The 24,999-nt window shown below is 72.2% G+C and carries 19 protein-coding genes; 12 read left to right on the top strand and 7 right to left on the bottom strand.

The window, feature by feature from the left end; translation table 11 throughout:
• Positions 1-68 precede the first annotated feature (68 nt).
• The 3 genes from N6H00_RS18750 to N6H00_RS40200 form a co-directional block, all read right to left on the bottom strand.
• Complete coding sequence (locus N6H00_RS18750) at positions 69-2,546, bottom strand: NACHT domain-containing protein (protein WP_268972914.1); 2,478 nt, start codon at positions 2,544-2,546, stop codon at positions 69-71.
• A gap of 351 nt (positions 2,547-2,897) precedes the next feature.
• Complete coding sequence (locus N6H00_RS40205; protein WP_329618542.1) at positions 2,898-3,167, bottom strand: hypothetical protein; 270 nt, start codon at positions 3,165-3,167, stop codon at positions 2,898-2,900.
• An 85-nt stretch (positions 3,168-3,252) separates the two neighbouring features.
• Positions 3,253-3,579, bottom strand: coding sequence for a hypothetical protein (locus N6H00_RS40200; protein ID WP_329618541.1), 327 nt, complete (start codon positions 3,577-3,579; stop codon positions 3,253-3,255).
• 465 nt (positions 3,580-4,044) lie between these two features.
• Between N6H00_RS40200 and N6H00_RS18740 the strand changes: the two genes are divergently transcribed.
• The gene (locus N6H00_RS18740) at positions 4,045-5,226 is read left to right on the top strand and encodes a macrolide family glycosyltransferase (protein ID WP_268972913.1); all 1,182 of its coding nucleotides are present in this window, start codon (positions 4,045-4,047) and stop codon (positions 5,224-5,226) included.
• A 59-nt stretch (positions 5,227-5,285) separates the two neighbouring features.
• Here the strand turns inward: N6H00_RS18740 and N6H00_RS18735 are convergent, their stop codons facing one another.
• Positions 5,286-7,106, bottom strand: coding sequence for a bifunctional metallophosphatase/5'-nucleotidase (locus tag N6H00_RS18735; RefSeq protein WP_268972912.1), 1,821 nt, complete (start codon positions 7,104-7,106; stop codon positions 5,286-5,288).
• Positions 7,107-7,319: 213 nt separating this feature from the next.
• On the opposite strand from N6H00_RS18735, the gene N6H00_RS18730 reads away from it, so the two are divergent.
• The 6 genes from N6H00_RS18730 (at position 7,320) to N6H00_RS18705 (ending at position 15,684) form a co-directional block, all read left to right on the top strand.
• Positions 7,320-8,387 (top strand): PDDEXK nuclease domain-containing protein, encoded by a 1,068-nt coding sequence (locus tag N6H00_RS18730; protein WP_268972911.1) that lies wholly within the window; start codon positions 7,320-7,322, stop codon positions 8,385-8,387.
• A gap of 62 nt (positions 8,388-8,449) precedes the next feature.
• Positions 8,450-9,382, top strand: coding sequence for a mycothiol synthase (gene mshD / locus N6H00_RS18725; protein WP_268972910.1), 933 nt, complete (start codon positions 8,450-8,452; stop codon positions 9,380-9,382).
• A 272-nt stretch (positions 9,383-9,654) separates the two neighbouring features.
• Complete coding sequence (locus N6H00_RS18720) at positions 9,655-11,904, top strand: RNA degradosome polyphosphate kinase (RefSeq protein WP_268972909.1); 2,250 nt, start codon at positions 9,655-9,657, stop codon at positions 11,902-11,904.
• 76 nt (positions 11,905-11,980) lie between these two features.
• Entirely contained in the window at positions 11,981-13,765 is a 1,785-nt protein-coding gene (locus tag N6H00_RS40540; RefSeq protein ID WP_443073228.1) for a CHAD domain-containing protein, read from the top strand.
• A 479-nt stretch (positions 13,766-14,244) separates the two neighbouring features.
• Entirely contained in the window at positions 14,245-14,664 is a 420-nt protein-coding gene (locus N6H00_RS18710; protein ID WP_268972908.1) for an NUDIX hydrolase, read from the top strand.
• A 171-nt stretch (positions 14,665-14,835) separates the two neighbouring features.
• Positions 14,836-15,684 carry a helix-turn-helix transcriptional regulator gene (locus N6H00_RS18705; protein ID WP_268972907.1) on the top strand — a complete coding sequence of 283 codons (849 nt, stop codon included), beginning with the start codon at positions 14,836-14,838 and terminating at the stop codon, positions 15,682-15,684.
• Positions 15,685-15,811: 127 nt separating this feature from the next.
• On the opposite strand, the gene N6H00_RS18700 is transcribed toward N6H00_RS18705, so the two are convergent.
• Positions 15,812-16,624: a class I SAM-dependent methyltransferase gene (locus N6H00_RS18700; protein WP_268972906.1), complete on the bottom strand. Its 813-nt coding sequence runs from the start codon at positions 16,622-16,624 to the stop codon at positions 15,812-15,814.
• Between the two features lie 261 nt (positions 16,625-16,885).
• Here N6H00_RS18700 and mshA point away from each other — a divergent pair, with 261 nt between their 5' ends.
• Together mshA and N6H00_RS18690 are read left to right on the top strand one after the other, a co-directional pair.
• The gene (mshA, locus tag N6H00_RS18695; RefSeq protein WP_268972905.1) at positions 16,886-18,247 is read left to right on the top strand and encodes a D-inositol-3-phosphate glycosyltransferase; all 1,362 of its coding nucleotides are present in this window, start codon (positions 16,886-16,888) and stop codon (positions 18,245-18,247) included.
• A 127-nt stretch (positions 18,248-18,374) separates the two neighbouring features.
• Positions 18,375-18,923, top strand: coding sequence for a YbjN domain-containing protein (locus tag N6H00_RS18690; RefSeq protein ID WP_268977037.1), 549 nt, complete (start codon positions 18,375-18,377; stop codon positions 18,921-18,923).
• A gap of 123 nt (positions 18,924-19,046) precedes the next feature.
• On the opposite strand, the gene N6H00_RS18685 is transcribed toward N6H00_RS18690, so the two are convergent.
• On the bottom strand, positions 19,047-19,742 hold the full coding sequence (locus tag N6H00_RS18685; protein ID WP_268972904.1) for a DUF4232 domain-containing protein: 696 nt from the start codon (positions 19,740-19,742) through the stop codon (positions 19,047-19,049).
• 287 nt (positions 19,743-20,029) lie between these two features.
• On the opposite strand from N6H00_RS18685, the gene N6H00_RS18680 reads away from it, so the two are divergent.
• The 3 genes from N6H00_RS18680 to N6H00_RS18670 are packed head-to-tail and all read left to right on the top strand — an operon-like array spanning position 20,030 to position 23,579.
• On the top strand, positions 20,030-20,302 hold the full coding sequence (locus tag N6H00_RS18680; protein WP_268972903.1) for a hypothetical protein: 273 nt from the start codon (positions 20,030-20,032) through the stop codon (positions 20,300-20,302).
• On the top strand, positions 20,299-21,507 hold the full coding sequence (locus N6H00_RS18675; protein WP_268972901.1) for an RNA polymerase sigma factor: 1,209 nt from the start codon (positions 20,299-20,301) through the stop codon (positions 21,505-21,507). The genes N6H00_RS18680 and N6H00_RS18675 overlap by 4 nt, the downstream gene beginning before the upstream one ends.
• Positions 21,504-23,579 carry a M48 family metallopeptidase gene (locus N6H00_RS18670; protein WP_268972899.1) on the top strand — a complete coding sequence of 692 codons (2,076 nt, stop codon included), beginning with the start codon at positions 21,504-21,506 and terminating at the stop codon, positions 23,577-23,579. Before N6H00_RS18675 ends, N6H00_RS18670 begins: the two co-directional genes overlap by 4 nt.
• Before the next feature lie 9 nt (positions 23,580-23,588).
• Here N6H00_RS18670 and N6H00_RS18665 read toward each other — a convergent pair whose 3' ends face one another.
• On the bottom strand, positions 23,589-24,956 hold the full coding sequence (locus tag N6H00_RS18665) for an MDR family MFS transporter (RefSeq protein ID WP_268972896.1): 1,368 nt from the start codon (positions 24,954-24,956) through the stop codon (positions 23,589-23,591).
• Positions 24,957-24,999: the final 43 nt, after the last annotated feature.

Genomic DNA, 24,999 nt, shown 5'->3' with positions numbered 1-24,999 from the left:
GGGCGCCTCCGGGGCTCCCCTCACGGTCGCCTCCGGGGCTCCCCTCACGGTCGCCTCCGGGGCTCCCCTCACGCCCCCGTCACGATGACCTGGACGCCCTCCGGGACCCCGGTCACCTCCGCGTTGCGGTGGCTCAGCCGCAGGGTGTGCAGCTGGGGGAAGGCAGCCAGCCAGCTCAGGTCCAAGTCCTCGCCGAGGTCGTAGGCGAGCCACAGCTCGGTCAGCCGCTCGGCCACCAGGCCCTCGGTCAGCTGCTCCGGGGTGAACGCCCCGGCTATCTGGACGCAGGGGCGGCCGCCGAGCCGGCGCAGCGCCCGCAGTTCCTCCAGGTCCGACACCGGAAAGTCGAGTTCCCGCGCATCGAGATGGGCGATGATTTCGTCGGCGTAACGGTCGGTGTCATATCGCCGCCAGGCGCCCGCGAGCTGCGCCCGTACCGCCCAGGAGGCGCGGTCCCGCAGCCGCACCAGATAGTCGATGGCGCGGTCGTCGGCTATCGAGGTGGCGGTGACCGCCAGCCGGTGGGCTTCCTCATCGGATACGCCGCTGGGATCGGGCAGCATTTCCAGCACGATAGGCCCGATCCAGCCCAGCGCACGGGCCGCTTCGAGCGAGGTCGGGCGTACCAGATCCCGGGTATAGCGATGCACCCGGGAACGCACCTCGGGGTCCAGCTCCGTCGCGTGTTCCAGACAGGCGGCCGCCAGGAGTTTGCGATGGCGGGCGTGGACCGGCCGGGCGTCTTTACGGGCCGCCAGCAGCCCCTCCAGGAGGTAGCCGCATTCATCGGGGCGGGCGAGAGCCACCGACATTCTGATCACTTCTTCCCAGTCGTCCAGGTGTGCGTGGTCGATCAGGAAGTCGAAATCGTGCCGTTCCACGACCGCTCGCGCACTGAGATAGTCCTGGAACGTTCGGTGCACGAAATCGACCGACCCGGGTGTGGGCTCGCGCAATAGACCGGTCCGGTTGAGCAGATGGCGGTAGATCTCCTCCGGTCCGCCCTGCCGCGCCGCGTGCGGAATGGCGGGCAGGTGCCGGCCCAGCGTCTCGACCGCGGTGGCCCGGTCCATTTCGGACCGGCCGTTGACGAGCATCCAGTGCGCGAGCTTCTGCAACAGCTGGATCTTCGGTTCCTGGGTGAGGTCGATTCCATCCGGCGGCAGCATGGCGCGCTCACGGTCGCGCCGTTCCAGCAGCATGGAAAGGGCCGCGTCATAGAGGGCTTTACGGCCGCGCGGCAGATAGCCGCGGCGGTCCCGGTGCAGTGCGCACAGCAGACCGCACATCAGCGGATTGGTGGCCAGCCGGCCGAGCTCCCGGGTAATCCTTACGGCGTCCAGCAGCGTTTCCTCGTAACCGCTCAGCCGGTCCAGATCGGCCCGGTCGGTGATGTCCTGGCGGGCTGCTTCGTGCCAGCGCCGGATGAACGCGGTGACGCCGTCGCGGCTGAGCGGGGAGAGTTTCAGCTCGGTGAAGCGCTCCGAGGCCAGCCAGTTCTCCCGTACGGCGGAGGGGCGCGAGGTGACCAGCCAAACATTTCCCGGATAGCGTGCCGGAAGCTCGCGCAGTGCCTCGCGGAGCCGCTCGCGGGCCTGTTCCGGGGCCTCGTCCACGCCGTCCACGAGGAGGAGGCCGCGCCCGTCGGACAGCACGCGTTCGGCCCATCCTGGGGGCTGTGCGGCGGCGTGCGGATAGCGGACGGCGGAGAGGAAGGCGTCGGGCTCCGGGAAGCCGTTGCGGTGGCTGTTGCTGTTGCCGTTGCCGTCGTGGCGGAAGCGGCGCACCGGGAGTACGAACGGCACCCGTCCGCGCAGCCCCTCCAGCGGGGCCGGGAGGTCGCCGCGTGCCACGGATACCGCCAGCCGCTGCACCAGCGTGGTCTTGCCCGCCCCGGCCACGCCCCACAGCAGCACCCTTTCGCGTCCGGCGAGGGCCTGCTCGGCGGGGGCGCTGGGGCTGCCCCCGTCGGTCTCGGTCTCCAGGCTGAGGTAGGCGGCGTCCAGGGGCCAGCTGTCGGGGGAGTGGGCCAGGTCGATGCCGTAGATCGTGAGGTGGTCGTGGGCGGCCACGATGTCCTGGGCGTAGCGCTCCTCGAACGCGGCGTCCTCGGCGGCCGCGACGAAGCGGGAGCGGAGGGTGAGGAAGCGCAGGATGTGCGCGGCGACGGCCTCCCGGAGGGAGGCGTGCAGCCGGGCCTCGTCCGGGTCCAGCCCTTCCCCGGCGTCGGGCGCGGCGACGGCCAGATGCCGGGCGAAGGCTTCGGGGCCGAGGCGTACCGCCCGTACGTCGTCCAGGTCGATGGTGCCGAGGGAGTGGAGGGTGCGGGCGAGCGCGCCGATGACTCCTGGGCGCGCCGTACGTCGCAGCTCCGCCTCGGCGAGCGCGGCGGCGATCCGGGGCAGGTCCCGTTCGGTGAGCGTGCGGTGGTCGCCCTGGAAGGCGACGAGGGAGGCGAGCCGGACGGGCCGGTCCACCGGTCCGTCCGCGACGAAGAGTTCCTGGACCAGTGCGTCTGTGGCTGCGGTTGCGGCTGCGGGATCCATGAGGCCCCGTCCCCCCGGTGACGTTGTCGGCCGTTCAGAGCCACCAGGGTAGGCGGGGTGGGCGTAGGGCGGGTGGAGGTTTGCCGTGGGTGGACGCTGGGGGCGGGGTTGCCCTGGGTGCGCGGTCGGTTGTGTGGGTGGGTGCGGGTGCGGGGCCTCCGGGGCGGGGTCCTGGACCGTATATTTACGGCGCCGACGACAGTTGAACGTGGGGTGGGCCGGAGATTGGCGCCACAAATACACGTAAGCGTCCAGGACCCCGCCCCTCCGACCCCGCCCCCTCCCGTCTCGTCGGCGGCTCCCCGCCGGTGACCCCGGCCCCTGGCTCGGGTCCCGGCCCTGCCCGGTGACCTACTGGCCCGGCTCCTCCTCGAAGAGCTCATCGGCAGTGGAGACGGTGATGGCCCGGTCGAGCCAGCGGTCCAGGGTGTCGAGGTCGGTGCAGTTGGTGATGCGGTCGCGGGTCTCGGGCTGGGTTGGGATGCCCCGCTTTTCCAGGACGCGCAACACGCCCTGGGCTCGCCCATGCGCTTCGCCCTCTGCCTTGCCCTCTGCCTTGCCTTTGAGGAAAGTCTCCTCGATGAGGGTGCCACGGCCGGGGAAGTAGGTACCCACGCTCATCTCGTTCGTCCAAGTGTCTTTGGCCGGGAAGCCCTCCAGGCCGATCACTCCGGGTCGGCCGTTCCCATGGCGCGAGCCAGGGCCTTCAGTATCGCCGGGGCGTCCCGGTGGCCGAACGCTCGTGCTTCGCTGCCAGAAACGACAGGTAGTACGCCCAGCTGACCGCCTTGCCCGGGTCACGGCGCCCCTGTGCCTCGATGGCCAGGAGGAAGCCCCCGCCGGCAGGCGGATCGACGCGCAGCACGCTGTCCACGCGCCGTTCCAGCGGACGGATCTCGGTGGCGTCTGGGGTGAGTACCTCGACGGCTGCTTCCTCCGGCAGCGGGACGTCCAATATGCGGAATACCGGTGCGAGTAACTCCGGTCGTTCTTGGAAGATGCGATGTGCGGCCTCGTGCCGCGAACTGACCATGGGTGTGAACGTATGGTCATCGGAGCATGTGCACGGGGCACATGCTCCGGCGATCACTCGATTGAGGGATGGCCGGGCTGGTCTCGTTGGCGTCCCGTTGACGGCAACGGCATAGTGCTCCGGGTGCCTTCATACGTGGTGCCAAGGCCGGGGACTTCGACCGCATCCGGTAAGGCGGGGCGTAAGGGCGACGGTCCGTCGGGAGAGGGGTGGGAGAACGGACGGCCCGTCGCGTACGTGACCCTAGGGGCCAACGCTGAGCGGGCGCTTACATCGGGCTGAGGCCGGCCGGGGGTGGCGTAAAGGGGAGGCGGCGGAGGGGTTGGTCCGGGTACCGTTCGCCGCATGGACTCGTTTCTGCAGATCTACGGCTGACACGCCGCTCACTCCGGCGCACCGGCGATCGCGTCCGTGCGCTGGGCCGTCGTGTCCATTTCGCCGTTGATCTGAAATGAGTGATCTCGTATGTCCGAGTCCCGTCGCCGTGCCCATATCGCGATGGTCGGCATCCCCGCCATCAGCCACACCCTCCCCAGCCTGGACATCATCCGCGAGCTCGTGGCGCGCGGTCACCGGGTGACGTACGCCAACGATCCCTTCGTGGCGGATGTCGTCAAGTCGACCGGTGCCGAGTTCGTGCCGTTCGAGTCCACCCTGCCGGTCGCCGACAACGACTGGCCGGACGACCCGATCGCCGCGATGACCCTGTTCCTGGACGACGCCGTGCGCGTGCTGCCGCAGCTGCGCGCGGTGTACGACCGGGATCCGGCCGATCTGTACCTGTACGACATCGGCGGGTATGCCGCCCGCGCGCTCGCCGAGGTGCAGGGGCGGCCGCTGGTTCAGCTGTCGCCGACGATCGTGGCCTGGGAGGGCTACCAGGAGGAGTTCGGGGCCCAGATCATGGGCCTGCCCGGTGCGGACGCGTATCAGGAGAAGTTCGCCTCGTGGCTGGCCCGTTGCGGGGCGACCACGCTCGACCCCGACGTCTTCAGTGGGCGGCCCGAACGGGCCATCGCGCTCATCCCCCGCGCCATGCAGCCGAACGCCGACCGGGTGAACACGGAGGCCGTGACGTTCGTCGGGCCCTGCCTCGGGGACCGTGCCGACCAGGGCGGGTGGCAGCGTCCGGCCGGTGCGGAGAAGGTGCTGCTGATCTCTCTGGGCTCGGCGTACACCCGGCAGGCCGCCTTCTACCGCGCGTGCCTCGCGGCCTTCGGGGACCTGCCCGGGTGGCATGTGGTGCTACAGATCGGGAAGTACGTCGAGGTCGGGGAGTTGGGGGAGATCCCGGCCAACGTCGAGGTGCACTCGTGGGTGCCGCAGCTGGCGATCCTGGAGCAGGCCGACGCGTTCATCACCCACGCGGGGATGGGCGGCAGCAATGAGGGGCTGTACACCGGCTCTCCGATGATCGCCGTTCCGCAGGGTGCCGAACAGGCCATGAATGCCGATCGGCTCGTCGAACTGGGCGTGGCCCGTCGTCTGGACACGGGGGACGCCACCGCCGGCGCGCTGCGCGCCGCACTGCTCGAACTCACCGCCGACCCGGAGGTCGCGCGGCGGGCGGCGCGGTTGCGGGACGAGGTGCGGGCCGAGGGCGGCACCCGGCGGGCCGCCGATCTGATCGAGGGGATGCTGGGCTGATCCTGCCCGGAAGACGTTGACGGCCCGGCCATGCCGGCCGGGCCGTCCGCTTGCGGTGCTTACTTCACGATCGTGATGCGGTCCGCCTTCGGCGGGTCCAGGGGCGAGGACTGCGAGGAGTGGGCGCCCAGGTAGGCCGTGAACGTGTCCAGGTCGGAGGCGCCGACGAGCTTGTTCGTGCCCTCCTTGAAGGCGGTGAAGCCGTCGCCGCCGCCCGCGAGGAACTCGTTCATCGCGACGCGGTAGGTCTTGGCGGGGTCGATCGGCTCACCGTTCAGCTTCACCGAGTCCGTGACGATCCGGTCCTTGCCGGACTTGGTGAGGTCCAGGGTGTAGGTGAGGCCCTCGGAGACCTGGAGGATCTTCGGGGACGCCTCGTTGGAGCCGCTGACCTGCTGCTGGAGCGCGGTGATGAGCTGGGTGCCGGTCAGGTCGAGGACGTTCATCATGTTGGTGAACGGCTGGACCGTGAACGCCTCGCCGTAGGTGACCACCCCGTCCCCCTCGCTGCCCGACGCGGCGTAGGCGAGGTCGGAGCGGATACCGCCGGGGTTCATCAGCGCGAGCTGGGCGCCGCCCTTGTCGGCCGGGGCGAGCGCTTCGAGCTGGCCGTCGGCGATGACGTCGCCCAGGGGCGTTTCGTACGCGGTGGAGCCGCGGCCGTTGATGTCGGCGGAGACATAGCCGACGGGTTTGTTGGCGATCGGGGCGGCCAGCTCGTTCCAGCGCCCGATGAGGGAGGTCATGTCGGGGGCCTTGGGCTGGTCGCGGTTCACGACGTGGTTCGCCGCGTTGGCGCCCTTGACGCTCGTCCGCACGATGTCGCCGGTACGGCGGTCGTAGGTCAGCGTGGTGTCGGTGTAGAGGCGGCCGAAGGAGGCCGCCGAGGTCACGGTGCGCGGGGTGCCGGACGGGTCCGGGATGGTGCAGGTGTACGCCTGGTGGGTGTGGCCGGTGACCAGGGCGTCGACCGTGGGCGTGATGTTCTTGGCGATGTCGACGATGGGGCCGGAGATGCCGTCGCCCGCGCCGGGGCTGTCGCAGTCGTAGTTGTACGAGGAGGACGCGGGCAGCCCGCCCTCGTGGATGAGCGCGACGATCGACTTGACGCCCTTACGGTTGAGCTCCTTGGCGTACTTGTTGATCGTCTCGACCTCGTCGTGGAACTTCAGGCCCTTGACGCCCTCGGCGGTGACGATGTCCGGGGTGCCCTCGAGGGTGACCCCGATGAAGCCGATCTTCACGCCCTTGTGCTTCCACACGGTGTACGGCTTGAGGATGGGCTTGCCGGTCTTCTCGTCGGTGACGTTCGCGGCGAGGTAGGGGAAGTCGGCGCCCTGGAAGGTCTTGCCCTCCTCGTAACAGCCGTCCTTCGGGTGGCAGCCGCCGTTCTGCATCCGGCTCAGCTCGGTGCGGCCCTCGTCGAATTCGTGGTTGCCGACGGACGTGACGTCGAGGTCGAGCTTGTTGAGCGCCTCGATGGTCGGCTCGTCGTGGAAGAGACCGGACATCAGGGGACTGGCGCCGATCATGTCGCCGCCGGCGGCGGTGACGGAGTACTCGTGGCCCTTACGGGCGTCACGGAGGGCGGTGGCGAGGTATTCGACGCCGCCCGCCGGAACCGTCTTGGTGGTGCCGTCCGGCTGGGTCTCGGTGACGGTGCCCGAAGAGCCCTGCGGGGGCTCCAGGTTGCCGTGCAGATCGTTGAAGGACAGCAGCTGTACGTCGACGGTGCGGCCGGGCCGGTGCTTCGCCGAGGCGGCGGCGGTGTCCGCGCCCGCCGGGTTGGCTGCGGTCAGCACCCCGGCCGCGGCGGCCAGTACCGCGACTCCCGTGGCCAATCGGCGGGCGGCCCCGCGCCGTTGAGGTCCTGCTGACATGTCGTCCCCTTGTGCCCGTTGTGTGTCCGTATATGACCGTGCGTGCCCCTGATGGGCGGTGGACGCAGCTTACGGTCAACGCGCGTAGTGGGGCAGGGGGGTGGGGTTAAGAGCTGGTTGCGGGTGGTCAACGGTGTGGGGTGGATACGCCCGTTCGGCGGAAAAGTCCTGATCGGGGTTTGGGTGCCGGTTTGGTATGTGAGCGTGCGGATCATGCAGAACGAACTCGCGAAGCAGACGCCCATCCCCGCACAGGGGTCCGAGCTCCCGCCGGGCTTCTTCGAGCTGGTCGATGATCTCAAGGCGATCGTCAGAGGGGCGCATGTCCGGGCGCAGCTCAAGGTCAACACCGAGATGATCGCGATGTACTGGGAGATCGGGCGGACGATCTTGGAGCGCAGGGAGCGGGAGGGGTGGGGAACGAAGATCATCAACCGGGTGGCGGTGGAGCTGCGCACGGCCTTCCCGAACCAGCGGGGTTTCGGCACTCGAAGCCTTCAGTACATGCTGAAGATGGCGCGGCTGTGGCCGGAGCCAATTGTGCAGCAGGCTGCTGCACAATTGCCCTGGGCCCACATCCAGCTGCTCATGGACAAGTGCAACGACCGCGCTGAGCTGGACTTCTACTCCCAAGTGGCCGTCTATCGAGGCATGTCGCGGAGCGAGCTCGAATCCGTGATCCTCAGCAAGGCGCACCTCACCCACGGCGCGGCGCTGTCCAACTTCACCTTCACCGTCCCTGATGAGTCGGAAGCGGCCCAGGAGATCACCAAGGATCCGTACCGCCTCGACTTCACCCGGCTCACTGGTGAGCCCGCCGAACGTGATCTGGAAGACGCGCTGGTCACTCATCTCGTCCGGTTCCTGACCGAGCTCGGGGTCGGCTTCGCGTTCGTCGGGCGGCAGTACCCCGTCAAAGTGGGGGAGCGGGAGTTCCGCATCGACCTGCTCTTCTACCACCTCAAGCTGCACCGCTACGTCGTCTTCGAGCTGAAGACGAAGCAGGCCGAGCCCGCCCATCTCGGCCAGCTCGGCTTCTACGTCACCGTCGTCGACGACCTGGTCCGGGACGCGGAGCGCGATGATCCGACGCTCGGCATCCTCATCGCGAAGAGCCGAGACAAGGGGACGATCGAGTACGCCCTGCGGAGCAACAACGCACCGCTCGCCGTGAGCACCTACGCCGCGCTGCCGCCCCATGTGCGGGAGCTGATGCCCAGCGCCGAGGACCTCTCCCGTATCGCCGATGACATCCTCGACGGGAGTGGGACAGCCGGGTGACTCGCCGGTAACAAATTGTGCAGCAGCTTGCTGGCCAATTGGGCCGCCGTAGGCTCGGCCTCATGAATGACGTGGTGAACGAGACATCCGGTGCCCGTCGGCTCGATGTGCTGGAGGAGCTGACGCCCGCCGAGGCGCAGGATGTGCTGCGGCTGATCGCGGAGTCCGCGCGTATCGATGGTCAGCAGGCCGTGTCCGAGCAGGGGCGGTTGCAGCTGCGGGGGCGCCGGGAGGGGGTGCGGCATCTGGTGCTGCGTGAGCCGAGCGGGGAGTTGGTGGGATACGCGCAGCTGGAGGACACCGACCCGGTGGAGGCCCCGGCCGCCGAGCTGGTCGTGCATCCGGCGCACCGGGGACAGGGGCACGGCCGGGCGCTGGGGGTCACCCTGCTGAAGGAGTCGGGGAAGCGGCTGCGGGTGTGGGCGCACGGGGGGCATGCCTCGGCGCGTCATCTGGCGCAGGTGCTGGGGCTGACGCTGTTCCGGGAGCTGCGGCAGATGCGGCGGCCCCTGGGGTCGCTCACGGATCTGGGTCTGCCGGAGCCCGTGCTGCCGGAGGGCGTGACCGTGCGGACCTTCCGGCCCGGTGCGGACGACGCCGCCTGGCTGGCGGCGAACGCGGCGGCCTTCGCCCACCACCCCGAGCAGGGCTCGCTCACCCAGCGCGATCTGGACGACCGTAAGGGCGAGGCGTGGTTCGATCCCGAGGGGTTCTTCCTCGCCGAGCGCGGCGGCGAGATCGTCGGCTTCCACTGGACGAAGGTGCATGCCGAGGAGGGGCTGGGGGAGGTGTACGTGGTGGGCGTGCGGCCGGACGCCCAGGGGGGTGGCCTCGGCAAGGCGCTGACCTCGATCGGGCTGCGGCATCTGGCGGCCCAGGGGCTGCCGACCGCGATGCTGTACGTGGACGCCGACAACTTCCCCGCGGTCGCCGTCTACGAGCGGCTCGGCTTCGGCACGCATGAGACGGATCTGATGTACCGGACCGAGACGTGACCTGATCGGGGTCTGGCTGTGTCCTGACCGGGGCTGACCGGGGCTGACCGGGGAAGGGCTGATCCGGGTCTGGACGGGACCCGGCCCGGACCCCTGCGGGATGGGTCCCGATTTCCTACGCGCCATGTGTCCGTTACCGGCGATTCAATCTCGGTTGCGAGCATCACGGAATGCAGCCCGCTGTGCCGAATTCGTCGAACCGGAGGCTCTGTGCCGTTTCCGCACCCGCTTCCGCCACGCCGTATTCATCCCCGGCGCGGAACAATGAGTTCATGAGCCACACCAGCGGTCAGGCACCGGTCCCCCCGCAGCCCCAGCCCCAGCCCTCGGTCGGGTCCATCGCGGCGCACCGGCCGCATGCCGTGGCCGTGCCACCGGTGCGGTCGCTCGACCCGGACCTCGACTCCGACCTGGACTCCTACGAGGACGGGACCGGGCCCGACGCGAAGGGCGGGGAGCTGCCGCAGGGGCGGTTCCTGGACCGGGAGCGCAGCTGGCTGGCGTTCAACGAGCGGGTGCTGGAGCTCGCCGAGGACCCGTCCACCCCGCTGCTGGAGCGGGCCAACTTCCTGGCGATCTTCGCCAGCAATCTGGACGAGTTCTTCATGGTGCGGGTCGCCGGCCTCAAGCGGCGCATCGCGACCGGGGTCGCCACCCGCTCGGCCTCCGGGCTCCAGCCGCGCGAGGTGCTGGAGCTGATCTGGAACCGGTCCCGTGAGCTCATGGCCCGGCACGCCGCCTGCTATCAGCAGGACGTCGCCCCGGCGCTCGCCGAGGAGGGCATCCATCTGATCCGCTGGCCGGATCTGACCGAGAAGGAGCAGTCCCGCCTCTTCACCCTCTTCCGGCAGCAGATCTTCCCCGTGCTGACCCCGCTCGCCGTGGACCCGGCACACCCCTTCCCCTATATCTCGGGGCTCTCGCTCAACCTCGCGGTCGTGGTGCGCAACCCCGTGAGCGGGCATGATCACTTCGCACGTGTGAAGGTTCCCCCGCTGCTCTCCCGGTTCCTGGAGGCGTCGCCCCGGCGCTTTGTGCCGCTGGAGGACGTGATCGCGGCGCATCTGGAGGAGCTGTTCCCCGGTATGGAGGTGCTCGCGCACCACATGTTCCGGGTGACCCGCAACGAGGACCTCGAGGTCGAGGAGGACGACGCGGAGAACCTCCTCCAGGCCCTGGAGAAGGAGCTGCTGCGCCGCCGTTTCGGACCCCCGGTGCGGCTGGAGGTCGAGGAGTCCATCGACCCGTATGTGCTGGACCTGCTGGTGCGCGAGCTGAAGATCTCGGACGCGGAGGTCTATCCGCTGCCGGGGCCGCTCGACCTCACCGGGCTGTTCGGGATATCCGCGCTGGACCGGCCGGAGCTGAAGTACCCCAAGTTCGTCGCGGGCACCCACCGGGATCTCGCCGAGGTGGAGTCCGCGTCCCCGCCGGACATCTTCGCCGCGCTGCGCGAGCGGGACGTCCTCCTGCACCACCCGTACGACTCCTTCTCCACCTCCGTGCAGGCGTTCCTGGAGCAGGCGGCCGCCGATCCGGACGTCCTCGCGATCAAGCAGACGCTGTACCGCACCTCCGGCAAGTCGCCGATCGTCGACGCGCTCATCGACGCCGCCGAGTCCGGCAAGCAGGTGCTGGTGCTCGTCGAGATCAAGGCCCGCTTCGACGAGCAGGCCAACATCAAGTGGGCGCGCAAGCTGGAGGAGGCCGGCTGCCATGTGGTCTACGGCCTCCTCGGGCTGAAGACCCACTGCAAGCTGTCGCTGGTGGTGCGCCAGGAGGGCGACACCCTGACCCGCTACTCGCACGTGGGCACCGGCAACTACCACCCCAAGACCGCCCGGCTCTACGAGGACCTGGGGCTGCTGACCGCCAATCCGCAGGTCGGCGCCGACCTCTCCGACCTCTTCAACCGGCTCAGCGGCTACTCCCGGCGGGAGAACTACCGGCGGCTGCTGGTCGCCCCCAAGTCGCTGCGCGGCGGGCTGGTCAACCGGATCAACAAGGAGATCACCCACCATCGGACGGGGCGCCCGGCCTACATCAAGATCAAGGTCAACTCGATGGTCGACGAGGCCGTCATCGACGCCCTCTACCGGGCCTCGCAGGCGGGGGTGCCGGTCGATGTGTGGGTGCGCGGCATCTGCGCGCTGCGGCCGGGTGTCCCCGGGCTCTCGGAGAACGTCCGGGTCCGCTCGGTTCTCGGACGCTTCCTGGAGCATTCGCGGGTGTTCGCGTTCGGGAACGGCGGCGAGCCGGAGGTGTGGATCGGCAGCGCCGACATGATGCACCGCAATCTCGACCGCCGGATCGAGGCGCTGGTGCGGGTCACCGACCCCGGCCACCGCGCCGCCCTCAACCGCCTGCTGGAGACCGGGATGTCCGACTCCACCTCCTCCTGGCACTTGGGCCCGGACGGTGAGTGGACACGGCATGCGACGGACGCGGACGGCCAGCCGCTGCGGAACGTACAGGAAATGCTCATCGACGGCCGGAGGCGACGGCGTGGTGCAACGACATGACCTGCCGTCGGCCGGGCTGACGGGCGCCGCCGTGGACGCGGCCGCCGGCGGCCCGGCCTGCCCCGGGGCCGAGGGCGTGGCGGACCGGGCGGCGGACGATCGGACGGCGGACCGGGCGGCCACGGCCGCGGCGGTGGGACCGCCGTGGGGGGAGTCGGCGACGGCGGGGGAGGTGCTCTCGGCGTATCTGCACGCCCAGGCCGGGGACTTCCTCCGCAGCCTGCGGCTGCACCGCGAGAGCGGATCCGATGTCGTGGAGGCGGCCGAGGCCGCCCGGCTGCTGTGCCGCGCCGCGCGGCGGATCAGCGGCGTGCTGTACGTCTACCGCCCGCTCACCGACACGGCCTGGTCCGATCAGCTGCGGACCGAGCTGGCCTGGCTGTCGGGGACGCTGGCGCGGGAGCACGCCTACGCGGAGCGGCTGGCCCGGCTGCGCGGTGCCCTGCACCGGCTCTCCGGCGCGGGCGGTCCCGCAGACCGGTTGGCGGACCGATCGGCGGACCGGTCGACGCAGGGCGAGGGGGCCGCCGCCGAGCGCGCGAATGCCGGTGAGCGCTTCTCCGAGGACGCCGCGCATGGTTCGAACGCCGCGAGTGCCACGAACGTCACGGGTGCAACGAGCGCCACGAGCGCCACGAACGCAACGAGCGCCACGAACGCAACGAGCGCCACGGGTGCGGCGAGCGCTACGAGTGCCGCGCGCACCGCACGCGGCGGGGTCACGGTCGCGGTCGACGGCGCGGGCGGCCCGCCCGGCTCCGTCCCGCCTGGCTCCGTTCCGCCCCGGTCCACCCGGACCGCCCGCCGCAGCGTCTCCCTGGCCGCCGGCGCGCCGGGAGGCGGGGCCGGGGGCTCGGTCGGGGGGCAGGGTCCCGGGCCGGCCGATACGGGCGGTACGGGCGGCGGCGCCGAGGGCGCGGCCGGGACGTCCAGGGATGAGGGCCGCGCGGCCGGACGGCGGCGCGGTGAACGCGGCGAACGCGGCGAACGCGGTGACAAGAGCGGCCGGGGCGGCAGGGGCGAGAAGGGCGACCGGTCCGGCCAGGGCGCGGCCCACCAGCGGGCCGGTGCCGAGGAGGAGGCCCGGGGCGGGGCGCTGACCGTCGGCGCCGCCCGCGCCGGGGCGCTACTGGAGCGCCAGCTCACCCTGGCCCGGACCCGGGCCCACACGGCCGCCCTGGAGGCGCTCGGCTCCTCCCGCTTCCACGCGGTCGCCGACACCGTCGCCCTGCTCGCCTCCGATGCCCCGCTCGACGAGGCCAACGCCGCCCGCCCCGCCGGACAGGTGCTGCCTCCGCTCGCCGACCTGGCGAACCGGCGGCTGACCGAGGCGGTGGAGGCGCTGCCGCTGGTCCGCGCCGGACATCCGTACAACGCGGAGGCACTGGTCCACGGTCTGGCGGCGACCCCGGCGGCGGACGCCCCGCCCGCCAGCGAGCGCCAGGACGCCCCCTGGCACCAGGTGCGCCATCTGCTGCGGCTGCGGCGGTACGCCCTGGAGGTGCTCGACCAGGCGTCTGACCAGGCATACGGTCAGGGGTACGGCCAGACGTTCGACCAGGCGTGGCAGCAGCCGGACGGGCCGAGCGGACCCAATGGGGCAGGGCCGGTCGGGTCCGGCGCCGTGGACACCGAACCGCCGCTGTCCGTACGGCTGCTGGCCGCCGGACAGGCGCTGGAGCGCCACCGCGACGCGGCCGAAGCGGCCGCCGCCGCTGCGGCGGCCGCCCGTACGCCCCGCATCGCCCCGGCGACGGCGTACGCGCTCGGAGTGCTCCACGCCGATCAGCGGCATGAGGTCGAGGCGGCCCGCTTCGCGTTCGGCCGGATCTGGCGGCGCGTGGCCGTCAGAGCCTCCTGACACGGGGCACCGGGCCAGGGGAGAGGGCCGGACATCGGTCGTCGGGCGACGGGTGTGTCGGGCGTTGGGCGTTGGGCGTCGGGTGCCGGTTGTCGGGCGTTGGGCGACGGTCGCCGGTCACGGGCATCGGGCGGCGGGGCACGGGTGTCGGGTGTTGGGTGTTGGGTCACGGGCGTTGGGCGGCGGGGCACGGGTGCCGGGTGCCGGGTGCCGGGTGTCGGATATCGGGTCACAGGCGCGGGATGTCAGGCGCCGGACGCTGGGCCACGGGCCACGGGCCACGGGCCACGGGCCACGGGCGTCGGGCGTTGGGCGGCGGGCCACGGGTGCCGGGCGGCGGGCCGCGGGCGTTGGGTGGCGGGGATCTGCGACAGTGCTCGTCGCGCGGCTGAGGACGGACAACGGGAGACCCCGGAGGGAGACGGCGGATGAGTCGGCGGAATTCCCGCGGTGACGGTGACGGTGAAGGTGACCGGGAAATGGGCGCCGGGACCGTCCTCGCGGCGGGCTGTGTGCTGTGGCGACGGTCCCCGCGGGGCGGTCGGCTGGAGGTCGCCCTCGTCCACCGGCCGCGCTACGACGACTGGTCCCATCCCAAGGGCAAGCTGAAGCACGGCGAGGACGCGCTGCACGGCGCGGTGCGTGAGGTCGCCGAGGAGACCGGTATGGGCTGCGCCCCGGGGCCGGCCTTGCCCACCCTCCACTACCTGGCCAAGGGCCGCCCCAAGGAGGTCCGCTACTGGGCGGCGGAGGCGGTCGACGTCGAGGACGAGACCTTCGTACCCAATCGGGAGGTCGACCGCCTGGTCTGGCTGCCCCCGGACGTTGCCCGTCGCCGTCTCACCTACGACCACGACCGCACGCTCATCGACGCGTTGCTGCACGCCTTGCCCTCATGACCAGCCGTCAGCGGCGGCGTTGGGTCTTGTCCGCGCGCCGGGGGCACGTAGTAGCTGTCCGCCCGGCAGGGCCTCCAGCTGCTCCATGGTGCGCGGTCCGATGATCACCGGGCGCGGACAGACGGACCGCGGACAACGGATCGCGCACGATGGACCGCGGATAATGGACCGATGGGCCATTCCGAACCGGAGATCAAAGCGTTCCTCAAGGCACGCCGCGCCGCGCTCGACCCGGCCGAACTGGGGTTGCCGGAGGGGGTCGTCCGGCGCCGGGTGCGGGGGCTGCGCCGTGAGGAGGTGGCCCAGCGGGCCGGGATCAGCGTCGACTACTACACCCGGATCGAGCAGGGCCGGGCCCCGGCCATCTCGGACTCGGTGGTCGGCGGGCTGGCGCGGGCGCTGCGGCTGACCCCCGCCGAGCACACCTATCTGCGCAACATCACGCTGCCGCGGCGGTCCGGCGGAGCCTGCGATCCCGAACCGCGGCCGCGGGTGCGGCCGGAGATCCAGCAGCTGCTGGACGCGATGGACGGCACCGTCCCCGCCTACGTCTACGGGCCCGCGATGGACGTCCTGGCCTGGAACCGGCTCGGCAGCCGGCTCGGCATCGACTACGCCACGATCCCCGAGGAGCGGCGGAACGGTCCGCTGCTGGTCTTCCTCGACCCCCGGTTCAAGGAGATCCATCCGAACTGGGACGAGGTCGCCGATGACACGGTGGCCGGGCTGCGCGCGGAGATCGGACGCCACCCGGGCAGTTCGCGGGTGTGCCGGGTCATCCATGAGCTGCTGGAGCGGAGCGAGGAGTTCAAGCGGCGGTGGGAGGCGCAGGCGGTGCAGGAGCGGACGCGGGGCGTCAAGCGGTTCCGCCACCCGGAGCTGGGGGAGCTGGTGCTGCGGTTCGAGGCGTTCGTCCTGCCCGCGGACCCGGGGCAGATGCTGTGCACGTACACGGCCGACAAGGGGTCGGCGACGGCGGAGGCACTGAGCGTACTGGCGGGTGCGGCGGCGGTGGCTTGAGGGACGCGTTCAGGCGTTCCCGCCTCCGGGTCGGACACGACGGCCGACGGGTCGGACACGATGGCCGACGGGTCGGACACGACGCCCGACGGGCCGGACACATCGGCCGACGGGCCGGGCGGGGCCGTCAGCCCTGGGGTGCCAGCGCCTCCCACCGCACCGTGACCTCGCCCTGGCGCCAGCGTCGCGGCCCGTCGGTGAGCGGCCAGCCCTCGGCGCGCAGCGTCTGGGCGCTGCGTATCCAGCGCTGACGTGCGCTGAGCGGCGCATACGGGGCGGCGGCCGCCCAGGCGCGGTCGAAGTCGCGCAGGAAGGCGTGCACCGGTTCGCCCGGCACATTGCGGTGGATCAGCGCCTTGGGGAGCCGTTCGGCCAGGTCGGAGGGGCGTTCCAGGGAGCCGAGGCGGGCCGCGAAGGTCACGGTGCGCGGGCCGGCCGGGTCGAGCGCGACCCATACGTGCCGCCGCCCGATCTCGTCGCAGGTGCCCTCCACCAGCAGCCCGCCGGGCGCCAGCCGGGCGCACAGCCGCCGCCACACGGCGGCGACCTCGTCCTCCTCGTACTGCCGCAGCACATTGGCCGCCCGGATGAGCGCGGGGCGGGCCCCGTCCGGCAGCGGCACCTCGAAGCCGCCGTGCGCGAAGGTGAGCCCCTCGCGCTCGTACGGCCGCGCGGCGGCCACGCGTCCGGGGTCGATCTCGACGCCCACCACGCGGGTCCCGGCCCGTACGGTCCGCAGCCGGTCCAGCAGCTCGACGGCGGTCCAGGGGGCCGCCCCGTACCCCAGGTCCACCGCCACCGGTGCCTCGCCGGCCCGCCGCAACGCGGCCCCGTGCGCCGCCGCTATCCACCGGTCCATCCGGCGCAGCCGATTGGGGTTGGTCGTCCCACGGGTCGCCGAACCGATCGGACGGGACGGCGGGGGTACGCGGGCGGGCATGGCGCAGAGCCTATGCGGGGGCGGACGGGGTGGACGGGGCGGGGCGGACCCGAGGGCAGGGGAAAACCCGGGGGGCAGGGGAGACCTCGGGGGACCGGGGAGGACCGGGGGACAGGGGAGGACTTCGGGGCGGGCATGGGAGCGGACACGAGGGGCCGACGAACACGGAACGTCACGCTTTGGCAAAGCGGAAATGGGAACAACGCGTTCCGGTGTTGAGGACCCAGGAGGGAGCCCGCCCCGGCAAGGAGGTATCGCGCGGTGAGCCAGTACGCGCCCCGGCTCGGCGGCCTGCGAGGCCGGCCCCATGCACCGTTCGGCGTCCCGTCCCACCAGCGGTTTCGTCGCGTTCCGCGGCGGCCGCGGCGGATCGCGATGCTCAGCGTGCACACCTCGCCGCTGCATCAGCCCGGCACCGGCGACGCCGGGGGGATGAACGTCTACATCGTCGAGCTGGCCAAGCGCCTGGCCGCCATCGACATCGAGGTGGAGATCTTCACCCGGTCCACCACCGCCGCGCTCCCCCCGGTCGTCGAGCTCGCCCCCGGGGTGCTCGTACGGCATGTGGACGCGGGGCCCTACGAGGGGCTGGCGAAGGAGGACCTGCCGGCGCAGCTGTGCGCCTTCACGCACGGGGTCATGCAGGCGTGGGCCGGGCACCGGCCCGGCTATTACGATCTCGTCCACTCCCACTACTGGCTCTCCGGCCACGTCGGCTGGCTGGCCGCCGAGCGCTGGGGAGTGCCCCTGGTGCACGCCATGCACACCATGGCCAAGGTCAAGAACGCCGCGCTGGCGGAGGGCGACACCCCCGAACCCGCGGCCCGCGTCATCGGGGAACAGCAGATCGTCCGCGCCGCCGACCGGCTGATCGCCAACACCGGCGAGGAGGCCGAGGAGCTGGTGCGCCACTACGAGGCGGCGCGCGAGCTGGTCGCGGTCGTCCACCCCGGGGTGAACCTCGACCGCTTCCGGCCCGCCGACGGCCGGGCCGCCGCCCGTGCCCGGCTGGGGCTGCCGGCCGACGCGCTCATACCCCTCTTCGCCGGGCGCATACAGCCGCTCAAGGCCCCCGACATCCTGTTGCACGCGGTCGCCCACCTCCTGGAGGAGGACCCCTCGCTGCGCGGGCGCATGGTCGTCCCCGTGGTGGGCGGTCCCAGCGGCAGCGGCCTGGCCAAGCCCGAGGGGCTGCACAAGCTGGCGGCGCGGCTCGGCATCTGCGATGTGGTGCGGTTCCGGCCGCCCTGTGTCCAGGACGAGCTCGCGGACTGGTACCGGGCGGCGTCCGTGCTGGTCATGCCGTCGTACAGCGAGTCGTTCGGGCTGGTGGCGATCGAGGCCCAGGCATGCGGCACCCCGGTCGTGGCGGCCTCGGTGGGCGGTCTGCCGGTGGCCGTACGGGACGGGGTCAGCGGCACGCTGATCGACGGCCACGACCCCGCCGACTACGCCCGCGCCCTGCGCCCCTTCGCGCAGGACCCGGGCCGGTCGGAGCGTATGGGCGCGGCCGCGGCCCGACACGCCGAGTCCTTCGGCTGGGACACCTCCGCCGCGGCCACGGCGGAGGTCTATACGGAGGCGCTGCGTGAGCGGCGTCGCCTACGATCGGCCCATGGGTGACACCGACAGCACGTCCGCGAGCGGAGACCGGGGCGTAAGCGGGGACCGGGGCGCGTCCGGGCCCCGGGCCGTGGCCGAGGACCAGACGTCGTCGGGCAGCCGGGGCGCTTCCTCCGCGCCCGGGGGCATGTCCGAGGACCAGGCGTCGTCCGGGCCCCGGGCCGCTTCCTCCGGGCCCCGGGCCGTGTCCGATGCCAAGGCCGTGATCGAGCGGACCCTGCGCGACGCCGAGCTCGCATGGGAGAGCCCGTCCGACGGCACCTTCGTCGTCACGCTCCCGGGCACCCGCAAGCTGTCGACCACCTGCTCGCTGCGGGTCGGCCGGCACTCCCTCTCCGTCAACGCCTTCGTCGTCCGCCACCCCGACGAGAACCACGAGGCCGTCCACCGCTGGCTGCTGGAGCGCAACACCCGGCTCTACGGGGTGAGTTACGCCATCGACCAGCTCGGCGACATCTACCTGGTGGGCAAGCTGCCGCTGGCCGCCGTCACCCCGGAGGAAGTCGACCGGCTGCTCGGCACCGTGCTGGAGAACGCGGACGGCAGCTTCAACACCCTGCTGGAGATGGGGTTCGCCACCGCCATCCGCAAGGAGTACGCGTGGCGCACCTCGCGCGGCGAATCCACCCGCAACCTCGAGGCGTTCAGCAATCTGACGCGCGACAAGGCGAAGTGAAGGAGCCGAGCCGACGGCCCGGCGCGGCGGCGCCGGGGCCCCGTCACTGCGATGAGGTGCGCGGTCACGCCGGGCGGGCGGTACGGCCCGTCGTCGTACCGCCCGCCCGGCTGATGTCCGCCCTCAGGTCTGCGGCTCGCTGACCGGGCCGACGTAGGTCCCCGGGCGGGTGGCGCCCGACTGGTCCAGCAGCGCGCCGCCGTAGGGCCAGTCCAGCACGATGTTGCGGCGCTCGTCCGGCGGGGTGATGACGACCTGGCTCGGCGCGAACTTCCGGTCGTCGTCGCGGGTCGACGCCAGGAACGTGATGTCGAAGACGGCCCGACCGCCGGCGTCGAGCGTCACCGGTGCCGGCTTGTCATTGGTGCGCCGCAGGTCCCAGGTCTCGCCGTGCTCGGTCTGGAGCTGCACACCCGGGAAGCCGACCATGGTGCAGTCCTTCGCGCCGGTGTTCTTCAGCACCACCCGGGCGGTCTGCTGTCCGTCGTACTCCATGTCCGGGCCGCCCTCGAAGTCCGACCACGCGGCCTCCAACTGGTCGCTGGCGCAGCGGTTCGCCGACGAGGAGCTGTCGGAGGCGTCGCCCGTCAGGGTGTCGGCCTTGGGCGAGTCGTCGGAGGCTTCGTTCGGGTGGACGGCCGAAGTGTTCGGGTCCGGGTGGATGGGCGAGGCGACCGTGGACGGGTTTCCCTTGGCGTCGGTGTCGGAACCGTCGCTTCCGCAGGCGGTGAGCGAGAGCGCGGCAGCGGCGATCAGCGAGGCGGCGGCGACGGTGCGGGTGCGGGTGCGAGTGCGGCGGAGAGCGGTCTTGCGCGGCATGGCATCCCCCAAGGGCGGTCGAAGTGGGTCCGGGACGCGGTGCGAGTTTTCGCGGTCCGGTTTGTCGGTGCGGTTCGCGCGCTGCGTTCCGCGTCCTGGAAACAACCTTGTCCGCCGCTGCTGTCGATCGGCTAACCCATGACTAACAGGCCGCTGACGCGACGTACGCCGCGCCGGCGTACACGAGCGGTCTTCAAGAAGCACGGTGAAGAAAACCGATCCATGACGGCTCTTCATGGTGAACCGGCTCCGGCCGGGAACCATGAAGAGGAGACATAAGGGTGCTCATGGACAATCCGTGGCTCACGGTGGCAACGATCGTGACGGTGGGGGTGCTACGGCTGATGGGGGACGTCATCCGCTGGCTGGCGGCGCGCTCGGGCGAACGGCTCCGGGCGCGCACGCTGGCCGAGTTGGTGAGCAGAACGGCTCCGGGCACGGTGCTCACCGACCGCCGTCCCGACGGCGCGGCGCTGACCATACGGCGGCGGCCGCAGGAGCGGGCCGAGCGGGATGAGTGGGATGAGCGGGCCGAACGGGACGGGGGGCGGGCGGCATGAGCGGGACCGCGGAGGAGATCACGCGCGAAGAGAGGTCCGAGGAGGAGTTCGACGCCTTCTACGCCCGCACCTACCCCTGGCTGGCCGCCCGTGCGGTGATGCTCAGCGGCAACCGGCAGAACGCCGAGGACGCCGTGCAGGAGGCGTACATCGAGGCGATGCGCCGCTGGCCCGAGGTCAGGGCGTGCGCCTCGCCCGAGGCATGGGTGACCACCACCATGCGGCGCAAGCTCTCGCGGGACGGGCGCCGCTGGTGGTTCCGCTGGAAGCCGGTCGAGCTGACCGTCCCGGCCGCCGCGACCGCCACCGTGGAGGAGACCGCCGAGGCGCTGGCCGCGCTGCGCGCACTCGGCACGCTGCCGCCGCGCCAGCGCCAGGTGGTCGTCATGCATTCGCTGGAGGGCATGAGCTATCAGGCGATCTCCGCAGAGCTGGGGATCTCCGTCGGCAGCGTCGGCAGCAACCTGCACAAGGCCCGCGCCCGGCTGAGCCTGCTGCTCGACGTCTCCCCCGAGCTGGACCGCTCGGGCGAGCGCCTGCTGACCCGCACGGCGCGGGACCCGCTGGCCGTGGCGCTGTACGGGGCCGCGGAGTGGCTGTCGGACGGCTTCCGGAGCGAACGCCGCCGGGCGGAACCGGGGAACGATGCCGTGGGCCTTGCCCGGGACGGCGACCTGGGCGACGGCCGGGACGGTGCCTGGGGCGACGGCCGGGACGGTGCCTGGGGCGACGCCCGCGACGCCGCCTGGGGCAACGTCTGTGCCGACGGCCGCGACGCCGTCCGGGACGGGGCCCGTGACACGACTCGGGCGGGGGTGCATGATGCCGTCCGGGACGGCGCTCGTGACACAACTCGGGCCGGGGCGCGTGATGCTGCCCGGAAAGGTGTCCCCGACGCCACTCGGGCCGGGGCACGTGATGCCGCGCAGGACGGGGCACATGATGCTGCCCGGCAAGGCATCCGGGACGGGACATGTGATGCCGCCCGGAAAGGTGTCCCCGACGCCACTCGGGCCAGGGCGCGAGATGCCGCGCAGGACGGGGCTCGCGATGCTGCCCGGAAACGCGCCCGGGACGGGGCACGCGATCCCGCCGGGCAAGGCATGCGGGACGGGGCACGCGATCCCGCCCGGCAAGGCATCCGGAACGAGACACGCGACACCGCCCGCAACGGCGTCCCCGACACCACCCGGGAGCGCCGATGATCGGTGTCGCCCGTTCGGTCCTCGCCGTCGCCCGTGCGGTCCTCGCCCTCGCCCTGCTCGCCGTCTTCTACGCGCTGGTCGCGGCCATGGTGCTGCTCTGGGGGGCCTTTCTGGCGGCGGCCTTGTGGACCGCCGGTGAGCCGGGGGTCCAGTCGCCGCCCACCAGCGTCGTCACCGCCTGCGCGGCGTTCGCGCCGATCGTCTTCGGCATGGTGTGGGCGGTGGTCCGCACCGCGCGGCCCGCCGCCCCGCGCGGGGACGCGGTGACGGTGACCCGGCGCGGGGCGCCCGAGTTATGGCGCACGGTCGAGGAGCTGGCGCTCGGCGTCGGCACCCGGCCGCCCGCCCAGATCCGGCTGACTGCCGAGGTCAACGCCTCCGTCACCGAGGACGCCCCACTCCTCGGGCTGGCCCCCGGCCGGCGCGTCCTCTATCTCGGCCTGCCCCTGCTGGTCGGCCTGCCGCCCGCCGAGCTGTGCGCCGTCCTCGCGCATGAGCTGGGCCATTTCTCCCGCCGCCACAGCCGCTTCGGCGCGGTGGCCCACCGGGGCGCGGCGGGCCTGGTCGCCGCCCGGCAGGCGATCCAGGACGCGTCGGCCGCCAATGACCTGGTGCGGCTGTACGCGGGCGGGCCGCTGCTGCTGCTCGGCCTCTACTCCCGTGTCTTCCGTTGGCTCACCCGCCCGGTCCGGCGGCGGCAGGAGCTGGAGGCCGACCGGGAGGCCGCCCGGGTGGCGGGTCCGGGCGCCGTCGCCGACGCGCTGTGCTCCACGGAGGCGCTGGCGGCGGCGTGGCAGGAGTTCCTCGCCGACTTCCTCGCCCCGATGCGCCGGGCGACCGGCCGGATTCCCGACGATCCGTTCCGCGCCTTCGCCCATATGGTCGAGGCGCCCGAAATACGAGAGCCGATGGCCGCGCTGCGCGCCCGCGCCGCCGAGCGGCCCGCCGGCCCCGACGACGCGCATCCGGCCCTGGCCACCCGGCTGGAACGGCTGGCGCGCCTGCCCGCCCGGGAAGCCCGGGAGTCCGGCACCGAACCCCGGCTCCCGGACCCCGTCCCCGTCCCGCCGCGGTACGCGGTCGAGCTGGGCCGCGTCCTGCTGTCCGGCCCGGACGCGGGGACCAGAGTGCCCTGGCGGGACTGGCTCACCGAACTGGCCGAACACCGCGCGACGCGGACCCTCACCCCACTGGCCGAGGCCGTGCGCACGGTGGAGGAGGCCGAGGGGACGGGACGGCGGAGGGCGGAGCCGGACGCGGAACCAGAGACGGCGAAACCGGGCGCGAAACGGGACGCGGAACAGGGTGCGAAACCGCAAACGGAGCCGCAAACGGAGCCGCAAACGGAGCCGGACGCGCTGACGATCCAGCGGGTGCTGCGACTGCTGGACGGCGGCCGCCGGATGCCGCTCGCCCGCGCCCTCAACTCCCGACTGCCCCACACCGAGCAGACCGAGCGCGATCCACTTCGCCCCCTGGCCGACGCCCTGGCCGTGCTGATCGGGGCGCAGCTGGTCGCGCGGGGGACCGCGTACTGGGCGATGGACTGGACCGGCCCCAGCATCCTCGTACCGCCCGACGGCATCGCCCCCGAGACCATCCACGCCTGGGCCGACACCGCCGTCCGGCTGCCCGGCCAGACCCAGCGGCTCGGGCTGCACCTGGCCGCCCTGGGCGTGGACGAACGCGCACCCCTGCCCACCGGCCCGGCGCCGGGGGAGAAGGCGCGGCGGATCAGCATCGCGCCGGGAGTCACCGGCCCCGCGCGCCGGCGGATCACCGCCGTACGGGCGCTGGCGTTCACCGTGCTGGTGGGGATGACGGGGCTGACGCTCGCGCTGTGGGCGAACAGGGACGAGCCGAGCTACCCCGGAACGCCGGTGACCCGGTGGCACAACCCCTACCAGCCGGGCGGCGGCACCGGCACCGGCACCGCGCCCGCGCCTGCCCCGTTCCCGACCTACGGCTTCCCCACCACCCCTGGGTGGCCGACGCCCCCGGCCTACCGGCTGCCGTCGCCCTCGCTGCCGAGCATCGACATCAAACCACTGCTCCCCAGGCCCACGCGGTGATCGTGGCAGCTACCCCACCTCAGCGGCACCCGCACCAACCCCGGAACCCTTGCCTTCAGATCCCCCAACCCCCGAACCCTCGCCCCCAGAACTCCTCACCCCGGAACCCTCAACACCAGAGCCCCCAGAATCCTCAACCCCAGAACCGCTCCGCATCGCGCGCCCCAGCGCCGCGTACCCGGCGGCGGCCACGCCCCCCACGACCGCGCTGGCCGCCCACAGCGTGTCCGCCCCGAAGCGGTCGATGACCGCGCCGCCGGCGAGCGGTGCGATGAGCGAGGCGAGGGACCACGACAGGGTGTACATCCCCTGGTAGCGCCCGCGCCCATGGGTCGGGGAGAGCCGGGCCACCAGCCCCATCTGCGTGGGCGAGTTGATGACCTCGCCGAGCGTCCAGACGGCCACGGCCAGCGCGTACATCCCCACCGACCCGGCGAAGGCGGTCAGCCCGAAGCCCGCTCCGGTCAGCAGCGCGGAGGCGATCAGCAGGGGAGCCGGATCGCGGTGTTCGATGAACCGCGTCACCGGGATCTGCACGGCCACGATCAGCACGCCGTTCGTCGCGATCGCGACGCCGAAGTCCGTACTGGACAGCCCGTCCGTTCCCATCGCCACCGGCAGCGCCACGAACGCCTGCTGGATGAGGGTCGCGATCAGGAACGACAGCGCGACCACGGCCATGAACCGCCGGTCCCGCAGCACCGTGCCCAGCCCGACCTCCGGCTCCGGCGGGTCAGCCGCCACCCCCGCCGCACCCTGACCCTCGCCGACGGCATCCCGCTCCGGCCGGGACTCCGGGAGCCTGGCGAAGACGATGACCGCGCACAGCAGCGTCATCCCGGCGTCGGCCAGGAAGAGGGTGAGATAGCCGTGGCGCGCGATCAGCCCGGCCGCCGCCGCCGAGACGGCGAAGCCGAGGTTGATGGCCCAGTAGTTGAGCGAGAAGGCCCGCACCCGGTCCTCGGGGGCGACGATGTCGGCGATCATCGCCTGCACGGCGGGCCGTGACGCGTTGCTGGTCATCCCCACCAGACAGGCCACGACGGCGATGGCGACCGGGTCCTGGACGAAGCCCAGGACGGCGACCGTGACCGCCGTCGACAGCTGCGAGACCAGCAGCGTGGGCCGCCGCCCCAGCCGGTCGGTCAGCACCCCGGAGACCACCGCCGACACCGCCCCGCCCAGCCCGTGCAGCGCCCCGACCAGTCCGGCGAACATCGCCGAATAACCACGGTCCACGGTCAGGTACATGGCAAGGAACGTGGCCACGAACCCGCCCAGCCGATTGACCAGGGTGGAGGTCCACAGCCACCAGAACGCCCGGGGCAGCCCCGAAACGCTCTCCTTCGTGGCCTGCCTCAGTCGGACGACGGACACCGGGCGACTCCCCCCTGTAAGTGGCACAACCAGCAACCGCAAA

Origin of the sequence: Streptomyces sp. S465 (assembly GCF_026898115.1) — a bacterium.
GTDB lineage: Bacteria > Actinomycetota > Actinomycetes > Streptomycetales > Streptomycetaceae > Streptomyces > Streptomyces luomodiensis.
Note: the sequence above shows the minus strand (reverse complement) of the source record. Positions and strands in the feature narration are given on the sequence as shown.